Genomic DNA, 13252 nt, shown 5'->3' on the forward strand with positions numbered 1-13252 from the left:
ACCGTTTCATGTCTTCTTCCGCCCTGGTCCGCCGCGTTCCGGCGCTGGCCTTCGCCGCCCTGTCCGGATTGACGCTGCTGGTGCCGATGCAGCCGGCCGTGGCCCAGGCGGCTCAGGCGACCCGCACACTGCCCGACTTCACCGACCTGGTCGATCAGGTCGGCCCGTCGGTGGTCAACATCCGCACGGTGGAGCGGGTCACGCGCCGCGGTTCGGGGGAGATGGACGAGGAGATGCAGGAATTCTTCCGCCGTTTCTTCGGCCAGCCGCTGCCTAACGTCCCGCGGCAGAACCGGCCCCAGCAGCAACCGCAAGAGGAAGAGCGGCCCCGTGGCGTCGGCTCAGGCTTCATCCTCACCGCGGACGGCTATGTGATGACCAACGCCCACGTCGTCGAGGACGCATCGGAGGTGATCGTCACGCTCACCGACAAGCGTGAGTTCAAGGCCCGCATCGTCGGCGCCGACAAGCGAACCGATGTGGCCGTGGTCAAGATCGACGCCACCGGCCTGCCGGCGGTGAAGGTGGGCGACATCTCCCGCCTGCGCGTGGGCGAATGGGTGATGGCCATCGGCTCTCCCTTCGGTCTGGAGAACACCGTGACGGCGGGCATCGTGAGCGCCAAGCAGCGCGACACGGGCGAATACCTGCCCTTCATCCAGACCGACGTGGCCATCAACCCGGGCAACTCGGGCGGGCCGTTGATCAACATGCGCGGCGAGGTCGTGGGCATCAACAGCCAGATCTATTCGCGGTCGGGCGGCTTCATGGGCATTTCCTTCTCGATCCCGATCGATGAGGCCATCCGTGTCAGCGACCAGTTGCGTGCGACGGGCCGCGTGTCCCGCGGGCGCATCGGCGTGCAGATCGACCAGGTCAGCAAGGATGTGGCGGAATCCATCGGCCTGCCGAAGGCGCAGGGCGCGTTGGTTCGCGGTGTCGAAAGCGGCTCCCCGGGCGACAAGGCTGGCATCGAGCCCGGCGACGTCATCCTGAAGTACGACGGCCGCGACATCGAGCGGCCGAGCGACCTGCCGCGCATGGTCGGCAACACCAAGCCAGGGACCAAGACCACGGTGACCGTGTTCCGCCGGGGCGGGACGCGTGACCTCTCGATCACGGTGGCCGAGCTGGAGGCCGACCAGCCGACGCGCCGGCCGGCCGCCGGCAAGGAAGAGCCCAAGCCTTCCGTTTCGGCGGCCGCGAAGTCGTTGGGGCTGGCGTTGGCCGAGCTCACCGAGGCCCAGCGGCGCGATCTCAAGCTGCGCGGCGGTGTCCGGGTCGAATCCGCCACCGACGCGGCGGCCCGCGCCGGCCTGCGCGAGGGCGACATCATCCTGTCGGTGGGCAATGTGGAAGTGGCCAGCCTCAAGGAATTCGACGCCGCACTGGCCAAGATGGACCGGAACAAGGCCGTCAGCGTGCTTTTCCGGCGTGGGGATTGGGCCCAGTACGCGTTGATCCGCCCCACCCGCTGAGCGCTGCGGACGGTGTCGGGGCCCGTCAGGAGTGCGGCGGGCGGATTCTGAGTGGCCCCATCCATGACTTGGTTTTTGAGGCCATTCGGGCTTCGTGGGGCGGCCTTGACGGCGCCTCTCGGATAAAAATTTGCGAACGACCGGTGGAGGTTGATAGGACGCATCGCCTCGGCGGGATCTCAGGCGCTAACAACCATTTCGGTAGAATGAGGCCGCCTCAGTGCGGTTTTGCTTCATAAGCACCCATCGCTTGTTCACGATGCGGGATTCAAGGTCGCGATGCACCGTCGGTCCACAGATCGCCCACAAGTTGTCCAGAAAACAACCCACACAGCCTGTGAATAAGGTGTTGATAAATTCCTGTTGCTGACCTGCAACGAGGCTTCCCCGGCGTCCGCCGGCCTGTACGCGCCCCCCGTTTTGCCTACAATGAAGTTCCAACTACTGCAGTTGCCATTGCTTGTTGGTTCAGGGCGCGTCTGCCGAGGACGCGCCCTTTTTTCTTGTGCGCTTCGCCCTGCTGCACCAGCAAATTCAAAGACTTAAGTCTTCTCGTTGATGAACCACATCAGAAACTTCTCGATCATTGCGCACATCGATCACGGCAAGTCCACGCTGGCGGACCGCCTGATCCAGCGTTGCGGCGGCCTGGCCGAGCGCGAGATGGAAGCGCAGGTGCTCGACTCCATGGACATCGAGAAGGAGCGTGGGATAACCATCAAGGCGCAGACCGCTGCGCTGCACTACAAGGCCAAGGACGGGCAGGTCTACAACCTCAACCTCATCGACACGCCGGGCCACGTCGACTTCTCGTATGAGGTCTCGCGTTCGCTGTCCGCCTGCGAAGGCGCGCTGCTCGTGGTCGATGCTTCGCAAGGTGTGGAAGCGCAGACGGTGGCCAACTGCTACACGGCGCTGGACCTCGGTGTCGAAGTGCTGCCGGTGCTCAACAAGATGGATCTGCCCCAGGCCGATCCGGACCGCGCGAAGGAAGAGATCGAGGATGTGATCGGCATCGATGCCGGTGACGCCATCCCCTGCTCGGCAAAGACCGGCATGGGCGTGGACGAGATCCTGGAGGCTGTCGTTGCCAAGATCCCTGCGCCGCGCGGCAATCCGGATGGCGCGCTGCGCGCCATGATCATCGACAGCTGGTTCGACGCCTACGTGGGCGTGGTCATGCTGGTGCGCGTGGTCGATGGCCGGCTGGCCAAGGGCGAGCGCATCAAGCTGATGGCCACGGGCGCCACCTACAACGCCGACAACCTGGGCGTGTTCACCCCGGCCAACGAGCCGCGCAACAGCCTGGAGGCGGGCGAGGTGGGCTACATCATCGCCGGCATCAAGGAACTGCAGGCCGCCAAGGTGGGCGACACGGTCACGCTGATCAAGCAGGGCTCCGGTGGCGCCGCCTTCACGGCCACCGAGCCGCTGCCGGGCTTCAAGGAGATCCAGCCGCAGGTCTTCGCGGGCCTGTACCCGACCGAGGCCAGCGAATACGACCAGCTGCGCGACGCGCTGGAGAAGCTCAAGCTCAACGACGCCTCGCTGCATTTCGAGCCGGAGGTGTCGCAGGCGCTGGGCTTCGGCTTCCGCTGCGGCTTCCTGGGCCTGCTGCACATGGAGATCGTGCAGGAGCGCCTGGAGCGCGAGTTCGACCAGGACCTGATCACCACCGCGCCGAGCGTCGTGTACGAGGTACTCAAGAGCGACGGCGAGGTCATCATGGTGGAGAACCCCTCCAAGATGCCCGACATCGGCCGCATGGCCGAGATCCGCGAGCCCATCGTGACGGTGCACCTGTACATGCCGCAGGAGTACGTGGGCCCGGTGATGACGCTGGCCAACCAGAAGCGCGGCGTGCAGATCAACATGGCCTACCACGGTCGGCAGGTCATGCTCACCTACGAGATGCCGCTGGGCGAGATCGTGCTGGACTTCTTCGACAAGCTGAAGTCGGTGAGCCGCGGCTATGCCTCCATGGACTACGAGTTCAAGGAGTACCGCGCCTCCGACGTGGTCAAGGTCGACATCCTGCTCAATGGCGACAAGGTGGACGCGCTGTCCATCATCGTCCACCGCAGCCAGTCGCAGTACCGCGGTCGCGCCGTGGTGGCCAAGATGCGCGAGATCATCAGCCGCCAGATGTTCGACGTGGCCATCCAGGCCGCCATCGGCGCCAACATCATCGCCCGTGAGACCGTCAAGGCGATGCGCAAGAACGTGCTGGCAAAATGTTACGGGGGTGACATCACCCGCAAGCGCAAGCTGCTCGAGAAGCAGAAGGCCGGCAAGAAGCGCATGAAGCAGATCGGCTCGGTCGAGGTGCCGCAGGAAGCCTTCCTCGCCATCCTGCAGGTCGAGGACTGAGCGGATCTGCCGGTCCGCCGCCACTCAGCTTCCCCCAGAACAATTCCAAGCGATGCCCATCCTCACCTCCCTGATCCTCGCCGCGTTCGCCGGCTACATCGGCGCCTGGTATGTCGGCGCGGTGGAGGGCAACTTTGCCCTGCTGCTCTTTCTGGCGACCGTGGTCACGGGCCTTTACTGGCTGGCCGAGCGGCTGGTCTTCCTGCCGCGGCGCCGCCAGGCGGCCCAGGCCTTCGAGGCCACGCAGGCGCAGCGCCGCGAAGAACTCAAGCGCCAGGGCATCGACCGGCTCGACACCGACGACGGCGGCAAGACGCGCGAGCGGTTGCTGGCACAACCCTGGTGGCTCGACTGGACGGCGGGCCTCTTCCCCGTGATCCTGGTCGTCTTCCTCCTGCGCTCCTTCGTGGCCGAGCCCTTCAAGATCCCCTCCGGCTCGATGATGCCGACGCTGCTGACCGGCGACCTCATCCTGGTCAACAAGTTCACCTACGGTCTGCGCCTGCCGGTGCTGGGCACCAAGATCACCGAGGGCACGCCGCTGGCCCGCGGCGACGTGGTCGTGTTCCGCTATCCGCCACAGCCGTCGATGGACTACATCAAGCGCGTCGTCGGCGTGCCGGGCGACGAGGTGTCCTACCAGAACAAGCGGCTGACCATCAACGGTCAGCCCGTGAGCAAGGACCCGCTGCCCGACTACTTCGACGAAGACACGATGCGCTATTCGAAGCAGTACTCCGAGAAGCTGGGCGCCGTCGAGCACCGGATCCTCAACGACGACAGCCGCCGCGCAGGCCTGTCGGACGCCGAGATCATGGCCTTCCCCAATCGTGAAAATTGTCGTTACAGTGTTGAAGGGTTTGTTTGCAAGGTGCCGACCGGTCAGTACTTCATGATGGGCGACAACCGCGACAACTCCCTCGATTCGCGTTACTGGGGTTTCGTGCCGGACCAGAACGTCGTGGGCCGTGCCTTCTTCGTCTGGATGAACTTCGGCAACCTCAAGCGGATCGGGCCATTCCACTGATCAGGCGCCGCAGCGTGGCGGCGGGCAACGAGGGCGGGTCATCCCGGCGAAGGAGTGAAGTTCATGAGGGCAGGCGAAGGCAGAACCCGTCAGCGGGGCATTTCGTTCATCGGGCTGTTGTTCGTCGTGGTCGTGCTGGGCTGTGTCGGCGTGGTCGCCGCACAACTGGTGCCCACCTTGATCGAGTACCAGGCCATCATGAAGGCGGCGGAGCGGGCCAAGGCCGGCACCACCGTGCCCGAGGTCCGCTCGCTGTTCGACCGGGGCCAGGCCATCGACGACTTCACCGCCATCTCGGGCAAGGACCTCGATGTGCAGAAGGTGGGCGACAAGGTGGTGGTCTCCTTTGCCTACGAGAAGCAGATCCATCTGGTCGGACCGGCCTGGCTGCTGATGAAATACTCCGGCCGCACCGACTGAGAGCCGCCTCGGCTTCCAGCAGGCTGCGGCACCACCACAACAGGGAAGTCTTCACGTGAATCTGAGCAGCAGCCTGGCGGCGCTCCAGGTGCGCCTGGGGCATGCCTTCTCCGACGAGCGCCTGCTGCAGCGGGCCCTCACGCACCGCAGCTATTCGGCCGAGCACAACGAGCGCCTGGAATTCCTGGGTGATTCGGTCCTGGGCCTGGCCATTTCGCATCTGCTCTACACCCGGTTGGCCCGTCAGGCGGAGGGCGACCTGTCGCGCGTGCGCGCCAACCTCGTGAAGCAGGACACGCTCCACGGTATCGCGCAGCGCTTGGAGCTGGCCGGCCTGCTGCGGCTCGGCGAGGGCGAGGCCCGTTCGGGCGGCGCGGCCCGCCCCTCGATCCTGGCCGATGCGGTCGAGGCGCTGATCGGCGCCGTCTACCTGGACGCCGGCTTCGGCCCGGCGCAGGCGCTGGTCCAGCGACTCTATGCCGGGATCGAGATCGATCCGCAGATGAGCGCCGCGTCCAAGGACCCGAAGACCGAGCTGCAGGAATGGCTGCAGGGCCACAAAATGAAACTGCCGACCTACCGCGTCGTCGGTACCCTGGGTGCCGCGCACAAGCAGACCTTCGAGGTCGAGTGCGAGGTGCCGGAACTGAGCCTGGTCGAGCGGGGCAGCGGCGGCTCGCGACGGGCTGGCGAGCAGGCGGCGGCCGCCACCATGCTGCAGCGCCTGAAGACCCGCGGCCGCTGAATCTCCCTCTTGCTGTCATGAACGAGCACAACGACCTTCCCGACGTCCCTTCCGCGCCCGACCACGATCCGGTGCCCGACATGCCCCCCATGCCGCCGCTGCCCGCGGGCGTTCAGGCCGAGCCCATCCCGGGCCAGCGTTGCGGGCTGGTGGCCATCGTCGGCAAGCCCAACGTGGGCAAGTCCACGCTGATGAACGCGCTGGTGGGCCAGAAGATCAGCATCACCTCGCGCAAGGCCCAGACCACGCGCCACCGCATCACCGGCATCCGCACCGTGGCCGACGCCGAGGGCCCCGGTGGCACGCAGTTCGTGTTCGTCGACACGCCCGGCTTCCAGACGCGGCATGCCAATGCGCTCAACCGCTCGCTCAACAAGACGGTGCTGGGCGCGGTGGCCGACGTCGACCTGATCCTCTTCGTGGTCGAGGCTGGCCGCTTCACGTCGGCGGATGCCAAGGTGCTGGGCCTGCTCGACCGCAACATTCCAGTGCTGCTGATCGCCAACAAGCTCGACACCGTGCTGCGTCGCGCCGACCTGGCCCCGTGGCTGCAGCAGATGCAGCGCGAGCACGGCGGCGAGGCGCAGGACCGCTTCGCCGAGTTCGTGCCCATGTCGGCCAAGAACGCCAAGGACATCGAGCGCCTGTTCGCGATCTGCGCCAAATACCTGCCCGAGCAGAACTGGTGGTATGACGCCGAGGAGCTGACCGACCGCAGCGAGAAGTTCCTGGCCGGCGAGACGGTGCGCGAGAAGCTGTTCCGCCTGACCGGCGACGAACTGCCCTACACCTCCACGGTGGTGGTCGACAAGTTCGAGGAAGAGCCGCCGCAGAAGAAGGGCCACAAGCGCCTGGTCAAGATCGCCGCCACCATCGTGGTCGAGCGCGACGGCCACAAGGCCATGGTGATCGGCGACAAGGGCGAGCGCATCAAGCGCATCGGCATGGAGACGCGCCAGGAACTGGAGAAGCTGATGGACGCCAAGGTGTTCATCGAGCTGTGGGTGAAGGTGCGTTCCGGCTGGGCCGACGACGAAGCCCGCGTCAAGAGCTTCGGCTACGAGTAATGCTCCCCCCCGTTGCTTGCTCACTTCGTGTAGCCGCCTCCCTCCTCAAGGGGGCCGAGCCCGTACAGCCGAGATCCTGTGAATCTCGGCTGACTGGCGAGGGGTCGCGCCGGAGGGGCGGCGCGGTCTGCAAGACCTCGCTGGCGGCCCGGCTAAGCCGGTTCCGCGGGCGCTCACGCATGGCCTGCTCCGCGGCCATTCGACCGGGGCTGGGGAACTGAGTGGCCGGGGCGGCGCGCCGGGTCGCGCATGAACCCGCCTTCGTGCTGCACCGCTACGACTGGAGCGAGTCCAGCCTGATCCTGGAGGTGTTCACCCGCCACCACGGGCGCATCGCGCTGGTGGCCAAGGGGGCGAAGCGGCCGAGTTCCAACTTCCGGCCGGTGCTGCTGCCGTTACAGCCGCTGCAACTGGCCTTCGGCGGCGATGCCGAGGTGCGCACCCTCAAGTCCGCCGAATGGATGGGCGGCCACGTCATGCCGACCGGCGACGCGCTGATGTCGGGCTACTACCTCAACGAGCTGCTGCTGCGCCTGCTGGCGCGCGAGGATGCGCACCCGACGCTGTTCGACGCCTATGCGGCCGTCGTGCAGGTGCTGGGCACGCCGCACGATCCGGCCTCGCAGCAGGCGGTGCAGGCCTCGGCCCTGCGGGCCTTCGAGCTGCTGCTGCTGCGCGAGACCGGCTTCCTGCCCGACCTGGATGTCCAGACCCTCACGCTGAGCCCGCTCACGCCGGGCGGCCGCTACCTGCTGGTGCCCGAGGCCGGGCTGCGCGAGGCCGGCGAGGACGAGCCCGCGTCCATCGGTGCCGAAGGCTGGCAGTCGCTGCAGCGCGCACTCGCCGACCATGCCCCCTTCACCCGCACGCTGCGCACCGTGGCCGAGCTGTCGCCCGGCGCCAGTGGCGCGCTGCGCAGCCAGCTGCGCCAGCTGCTCCACTACCATTGCGGCGTCGCCCAGCTGCGCACCCGGCAGATGATGCGCGACCTGCAGGATCTGTGAGGCGCGTCCGACCACCGGTCGCAACGTTCGCCATCCAGGCCAAGCCGAAGGTCCATCCGTGAACACCGCCACTTCCTCCCGCACGGCACTGTCCGTCAACGTCAACAAGGTCGCGCTGCTGCGCAACACCCGCCACCTGGGCATTCCGAGCGTCGCCCGTGCGGCCACGCTGTGCCTGCAGGCCGGGGCGCACGGCATCACCGTGCATCCGCGGCCGGACGCCCGCCACATCCGCGCGGGCGACGTGCACGAACTGCACGCGCTGCTGAAGCAGGACTGGCCGGGCGTCGAGTTCAACATCGAAGGCAACCCCTTCCACAACCTGATGGACTTCGTTCGCGAACTGCGCCCGCATCAGGCCACGTTCGTGCCGGACAGCGAAGACCAGTTCACCAGCGACCATGGCTGGACCTTCCCGCAGGACGCCGAGCGCCTGCGCCCGCTGATCGCCGAGGCGAAGGCCCTCGGCGTGCGCGTGAGCCTGTTCATGGATCCTGTGCCCGAGATGATGGCCGCGGCCCGCGCCGTGGGAGCCGACCGTGTCGAGCTCTACACCGAAGGCTATGCGGCCTCCCGCGGCCGGTCCGACGCCGATGCCGTGCTGGCCCGCTACGCCGCCGCTGCCCGGGCCGCGCAGGCGGTCGGCCTCGAAGTGAACGCCGGCCATGACCTGAGCCAGGACAACCTCACGGACTTCCTGCGCGCCGTGCCGCAGGTCAAGGAGGTGTCCATCGGACATGCCTTCGTCGCCGACGCGCTCGAAGCCGGTTACGACGCCACCACGCGCGCCTACCTGGGCTGCATCGACGCGGCTGCCTCGTGATCCACGGCATCGGCACCGACCTGTGCGACATCCGTCGCATCGAAGCCACCGTCGGCCGGCAGGGCGACCGCTTCGCCGAGCGCGTGCTGGGCGATGCCGAGCTCGCGATCTGGCGCCAGCGCAGCAGCCGCTGGCCGGCGCGCGGCATGCGCTACCTCGCCACCCGCTTCTCGGCCAAGGAGGCCTTCAGCAAGGCCATCGGGCTGGGCATGCGCATGCCCATGAGCTGGCGCCTGTGCGAGATCCTCAACGACCGCAGCGGCAAGCCCTACATCGCGCTGCACGATCCGCTCAAGAGCTGGTTCGAGGCGCAGGGTCTGTCGGCCCATGTGACCGTCACCGACGAGGCCGACTATGCGGCCAGCTTCGTGGTGGTCGAGAAGCGCGACTGAGGAGGTGCCGCTCGTTCCTTTGATCGGCGCCCGCCCGGCAGTCTCACAGCGCTTGCCGGTCGCCCCGCCGTCTGTTCTCCGGGCCTCGCGCCGTACCTTGACCCCATGACCGATTCCCCGCTCATCATCGACGTCGCCGGCACCGCCCTCACGGCCGACGACCGGCGCCGGCTGCAGCATCCGCTTGTCGGCGGCTGCATCTACTTCAGCCGCAACTTCGAGAGCCGGGCGCAGATCACGGCGCTCTCGGCCGAGATCCAGGCGCTGCGCCCCGACCTGCTGATCGCGGTGGACCATGAGGGCGGCCGCGTCCAGCGCTTCCGCACGGATGGCTTCACGGCGCTGCCGTCCATGCGGCCGCTGGGCATGCTGTGGCAGTCGGGGGACGACGGACCGCAGCGTGCACAGAACGCGGCGGTCGCTCTCGGCCAGGTGCTGGCGGCGGAGCTGCGTGCCTGCGGCATCGGCTTCTCCTTCGCGCCGGTGCTGGACCTGGACCATGCCGACGCCGCCGCGGGCGAGACACCGGCCTCGCGCAGCGCCGTCATCGGCAACCGCAGCTTCCACCGCGATCCGGCCATCGTGGCGGCGCTCGCCCGGGCGGTGATGCACGGCCTGCGCGATGCCGGCATGGCGCATTGCGGCAAGCATTTCCCCGGTCACGGCTTCGCGGCGGCCGATTCGCACGTGGCCGTGCCGGTCGACCCGCGTGGCCTGGAGGAGATCCTGGCCGACGACGCCGCACCCTATCGCTGGCTCAGCGCGAGCCTGGCGGCGGTGATGCCGGCGCATGTCGTCTATCCCGCCGTCGATGCGCGGCCGGCAGGCTTCTCGTCGCGCTGGCTGCAGGAGGTGCTGCGCCAGCGCCTGGGCTTCACGGGCGCGGTCATCAGCGACGACCTCAGCATGGAAGGTGCCCGCCACCTCGAAGGCCGGCTGCTGCAGCCGGCCCAGGCGGCGCTGCAGGCTCTGCAGGCCGGCTGCGACCTGGCGCTGCTGTGCAACCAGAGCCTGAACGGCGGCGCGGTGCTGGACGAATTCCTGGATGCGATGACGCAGGCGCGGGCGAGTGGCGAACTCGCGCCGTCGCCCGAACGCGAAGCCCGCCGCCGGGCCCTGCTGCCGCGCGGGGAGGCACTGGGCTGGGACGCGCTGATGGCCGATCCGGCCTACCGCCACGCCCGCGCGCTGCTGCCCGCCACCGTCTGAGAACGCGGCCCATGGCGACCACCATGCTGCAGGTGAAGGTCAAGCCCAACGCCCGGGCAAGCACGCTGGTGCAACAGGAAGACGGCACCTGGCTGGCCCAGCTGAAGTCGCCGCCGGTGGACGGCAAGGCCAATGCCGAGCTGATCGCCCTGGTGGCGAAGCAACTGGGCGTGGCCAAGGCGGCCGTCGACATCCATGCCGGCGCGGGCGGGCGGATGAAGCTGGTGAAGGTGCATCAGGGCTGAGAGCGGCCAGGCCGCCGCGCCGGCCCCGACAGCCCCGTTCAGCCCTCGCGCCGCAGTGCCGGGAACAGGATCACGTCGCGGATGCTGGGCGAGTCGGTCAGCAGCATCATGAAGCGGTCGATGCCGATGCCGCAGCCGCCAGTGGGGGGCATGCCGTACTCGAGCGCGCGCACGAAGTCGTGGTCGAAGTACATGGCCTCGTCGTCGCCGCTGTCCTTGGCGGCCACCTGCGCATTGAAGCGGGCGGCCTGGTCCTCGGCGTCGTTCAGCTCCGAGAAGCCGTTGCCGAACTCGCGGCCGGTGATGTAGAGCTCGAAGCGCTCGGTCACTTCGGGCCGCTCGTCGTTGGCACGGGCCAGCGGCGAGATTTCGGTCGGGTGCTCCATGATGAAGGTGGGCTGCCAGAGCTTCTCTTCGACCACTTCCTCGAAGTACAGCACCTGCAGGCTGGCGAGGGTGCGGCCGGCCAGGCGGTCCTTTTCTTCGCTCATGCCCAGCTTGCGCAGCGCCGCGATCAGCCAGTCGCGGCTGTCCACGTTGTCGCCGGCCTCGGTGTGCTTGACGATGGCTTCGCGGATCGTCAGCCGCTCGAAGGGCGCGGCCAGGTCCACCGGCTTGCCCTGGTAGGTCAGCTGCAGCGTGCCCACGGCCTTGGTGGCGGCGTCGCGGATCAGCGCTTCGGTGAAGTCCATCAGGTCGCGATAGTTCCAGTAGGCCGCGTAGAACTCCATCATCGTGAACTCGGGGTTGTGGCGGACCGAGATGCCTTCGTTGCGGAAGTTGCGGTTGATCTCGAACACGCGCTCGAAGCCACCCACGATCAGGCGCTTGAGGTAGAGCTCGGGCGCGATGCGCAGGTACATCTCCTGGTCCAGCGCGTTGTGGTGCGTGACGAAGGGCTTGGCATTGGCGCCGCCGGGAATGGGATGGAGCATGGGCGTCTCCACTTCCAGGAAGCCATGGCTCACCATGAATTCGCGGATGCCGCTCACGGCCTTGCTGCGGGCGGCGAAGCGGGTGCGGGCGGCCTCGTCGGTGATCAGGTCCACGTAGCGCTGCCGGTACTTCTGCTCCTGGTCGCTCATGCCGTGGAACTTGTCCGGCAGCGGTCGCAGGCTCTTGGTCAGCAGGCGCAGGCGGCTGACCTTGATCGACAGCTCGCCGGTCTTGGTCTTCATCAGCGTGCCTTCGGCACCGACGATGTCGCCCAGGTCCCACTTCTTGAAGTCGGCGTAGGCCTCTTCGCCCAGGGCGTCGCGGGTGACGTAGAGCTGGATGCGGCCGGTGGCGTCCTGCAGCGTGGCGAAGCTGGCCTTGCCCATCACGCGCTTGAGCATCATGCGGCCGCCCACGCTGGCGGCCACGGGCGTGGCTTCGAGCGTCTCGGCGGCCGTCTCGCCGTGGGCGGCGAGAAGGGCGTCGGCGCGGTCGGCGGGTTTGAAGTCGTTGGGGAAGGCGACGCCGCGGCCCTCGGCCTGGCCGGCCCGCAGCGCCTTCAGTTTCTCGCGTCGTTCGGCGATCAGCTGGTTGTCGTCAACGGAAGGGGCGGCAGCGGCCGGCGTGGTGGGGTCGGACATGGAGGGCGTCGTGCAGTTGGAGGCCGCCGCCGGGCGCGGGGGCGACCGGGGGAGGGCGGCTGTCAGGGGAAGGGCGCCAGGGTCGCCGGGCGGTGGGCCCGGTGCAGCGCGGCCGGCGATTTTAGCGGGGCCGCGCTGTGCAACGCGGTACGCGCGCCGCGGGAACGCCGCCTGGGCGAAGCCTGTGTGCTCGCAGTGTAATAACGGGGGCGGGCGGCCCGCGCCGTTCGCTCAGCGCTGGCCCGAGATGCGGGTCTGCGCCAGCAGGTCGCTCACCAGCTCCAGGCGCAGCAGCGGGCTGTCCAGTGCCAGCAGGCGCTGCCGCATCTCGGAGGGCAAGGGCAGCAGCTCGCACCAGCGGTTGGCCACCCAGGCGCAGTCGTCGTAGTCCGGCGGCTCGGCCAGGGGCAGCGGCCCGCCGCGCTGGCGCAGGGTCTCGGCGAACTGGCGCAGCGCATCGGCCACGCCGAGCAGGTCGTCCGGCACGGGCACGCGGGCTTCGGGCGGCAACACCTCGGTGCGCGCCGTCCACAGGCCGTTGTTTTGCTGCCGGCGCTCCAGGATGCGAAAGCGCTCGGTGCCCACGCATTCGATGACCAGCAGGCCGGATTGAGGCGACTCCAGGTGACGAATGGTGGCCAGCGTGCCCAGGTCCGCAAAGACTTCGGGCGCGGCGCCGGCAGCGCGCACCTCCGCGCCCCGCATCAGCCCGACCACGCCGAAGGGCGTGCCGGCCTTGTGGCACTCGCCGATCATCTGCAGGTAGCGCAGCTCGAAGATCCGCAGCGGCAGCAGCCCGCCCGGAAAGAGCACGGTTCCGAGGGGGAAAAGCGGCAGGAAGGCGTTGGCTTCGGACATGATGGGCGCAAAAGTGCGTGGCTATCATCGCACTCCC

13 protein-coding genes are annotated in these 13252 nt (G+C 68.0%); 11 read left to right on the forward strand and 2 right to left on the reverse strand.

The features are described from left to right. Positions 1 to 8 precede the first annotated feature (8 nt). The 11 genes from KBC94_RS04850 (at position 9) to KBC94_RS04900 (ending at position 10780) form a co-directional block, all read left to right on the forward strand. Positions 9 to 1478 (forward strand): DegQ family serine endoprotease, encoded by a 1470-nt coding sequence (locus tag KBC94_RS04850; protein ID WP_294366893.1) that lies wholly within the window; start codon positions 9 to 11, stop codon positions 1476 to 1478. A 558-nt stretch (positions 1479 to 2036) separates the two neighbouring features. Then, positions 2037 to 3848 carry a translation elongation factor 4 gene (lepA, locus tag KBC94_RS04855; RefSeq protein WP_294366895.1) on the forward strand — a complete coding sequence of 604 codons (1812 nt, stop codon included), beginning with the start codon at positions 2037 to 2039 and terminating at the stop codon, positions 3846 to 3848. Positions 3849 to 3900: 52 nt separating this feature from the next. Next, on the forward strand, positions 3901 to 4875 hold the full coding sequence (gene lepB, locus KBC94_RS04860) for a signal peptidase I (protein ID WP_294366897.1): 975 nt from the start codon (positions 3901 to 3903) through the stop codon (positions 4873 to 4875). A gap of 63 nt (positions 4876 to 4938) precedes the next feature. Then, a complete protein-coding gene (locus KBC94_RS04865) occupies positions 4939 to 5295 on the forward strand; it encodes a DUF4845 domain-containing protein (protein WP_294366899.1) in 357 nt (118 codons plus the stop codon). Between the two features lie 61 nt (positions 5296 to 5356). Beyond that, complete coding sequence (gene rnc, locus KBC94_RS04870; RefSeq protein WP_294367614.1) at positions 5357 to 6040, forward strand: ribonuclease III; 684 nt, start codon at positions 5357 to 5359, stop codon at positions 6038 to 6040. A gap of 80 nt (positions 6041 to 6120) precedes the next feature. Further along, positions 6121 to 7107: a GTPase Era gene (gene era, locus KBC94_RS04875; RefSeq protein ID WP_294367615.1), complete on the forward strand. Its 987-nt coding sequence runs from the start codon at positions 6121 to 6123 to the stop codon at positions 7105 to 7107. Positions 7108 to 7328: 221 nt separating this feature from the next. After that, the gene (gene recO / locus KBC94_RS04880) at positions 7329 to 8111 is read left to right on the forward strand and encodes a DNA repair protein RecO (protein ID WP_294366900.1); all 783 of its coding nucleotides are present in this window, start codon (positions 7329 to 7331) and stop codon (positions 8109 to 8111) included. Between the two features lie 58 nt (positions 8112 to 8169). Then, a complete protein-coding gene (locus tag KBC94_RS04885) occupies positions 8170 to 8934 on the forward strand; it encodes a pyridoxine 5'-phosphate synthase (protein WP_294366902.1) in 765 nt (254 codons plus the stop codon). Beyond that, a complete protein-coding gene (gene acpS / locus KBC94_RS04890; protein ID WP_017758930.1) occupies positions 8931 to 9326 on the forward strand; it encodes a holo-ACP synthase in 396 nt (131 codons plus the stop codon). The genes KBC94_RS04885 and acpS overlap by 4 nt, the downstream gene beginning before the upstream one ends. Positions 9327 to 9431: 105 nt before the next feature. Next, positions 9432 to 10535, forward strand: a complete 1104-nt coding sequence (gene nagZ / locus KBC94_RS04895; protein WP_294366908.1) for a beta-N-acetylhexosaminidase — start codon at positions 9432 to 9434, stop codon at positions 10533 to 10535. An 11-nt stretch (positions 10536 to 10546) separates the two neighbouring features. After that, complete coding sequence (locus KBC94_RS04900; protein ID WP_294366912.1) at positions 10547 to 10780, forward strand: DUF167 domain-containing protein; 234 nt, start codon at positions 10547 to 10549, stop codon at positions 10778 to 10780. Positions 10781 to 10818: 38 nt separating this feature from the next. On the opposite strand, the gene lysS is transcribed toward KBC94_RS04900, so the two are convergent. Both lysS and KBC94_RS04910 read right to left on the reverse strand, forming a co-directional pair. Next, entirely contained in the window at positions 10819 to 12357 is a 1539-nt protein-coding gene (lysS, locus tag KBC94_RS04905; protein ID WP_294366915.1) for a lysine--tRNA ligase, read from the reverse strand. A 231-nt stretch (positions 12358 to 12588) separates the two neighbouring features. Beyond that, complete coding sequence (locus tag KBC94_RS04910) at positions 12589 to 13215, reverse strand: LON peptidase substrate-binding domain-containing protein (RefSeq protein WP_294366918.1); 627 nt, start codon at positions 13213 to 13215, stop codon at positions 12589 to 12591. Between the last annotated feature and the right edge of the window lie 37 nt (positions 13216 to 13252).

The sequence above is a fragment of the Pseudacidovorax sp. genome, from assembly GCF_017991995.1.
GTDB lineage: Bacteria > Pseudomonadota > Gammaproteobacteria > Burkholderiales > Burkholderiaceae_C > Xenophilus.

Bases quoted from the DNA above. Each gene is read 5' to 3' on its own strand.
- lysS (WP_294366915.1), bottom strand. From the start codon at position 12,357: ATGTCCGACCCCACCACGCCGGCCGCTGCCGCCCCTTCCGTTGACGAC.
- nagZ (WP_294366908.1), top strand. From the start codon at position 9,432: ATGACCGATTCCCCGCTCATCATCGACGTCGCCGGCACCGCCCTCACG.
- KBC94_RS04910 (WP_294366918.1), bottom strand. From the start codon at position 13,215: ATGTCCGAAGCCAACGCCTTCCTGCCGCTTTTCCCCCTCGGAACCGTG.
- KBC94_RS04850 (WP_294366893.1), top strand. From the start codon at position 9: ATGTCTTCTTCCGCCCTGGTCCGCCGCGTTCCGGCGCTGGCCTTCGCC.
- lepA (WP_294366895.1), top strand. From the start codon at position 2,037: ATGAACCACATCAGAAACTTCTCGATCATTGCGCACATCGATCACGGC.
- era (WP_294367615.1), top strand. From the start codon at position 6,121: ATGCCCCCCATGCCGCCGCTGCCCGCGGGCGTTCAGGCCGAGCCCATC.
- KBC94_RS04865 (WP_294366899.1), top strand. From the start codon at position 4,939: ATGAGGGCAGGCGAAGGCAGAACCCGTCAGCGGGGCATTTCGTTCATC.
- KBC94_RS04900 (WP_294366912.1), top strand. From the start codon at position 10,547: ATGGCGACCACCATGCTGCAGGTGAAGGTCAAGCCCAACGCCCGGGCA.
- lepB (WP_294366897.1), top strand. From the start codon at position 3,901: ATGCCCATCCTCACCTCCCTGATCCTCGCCGCGTTCGCCGGCTACATC.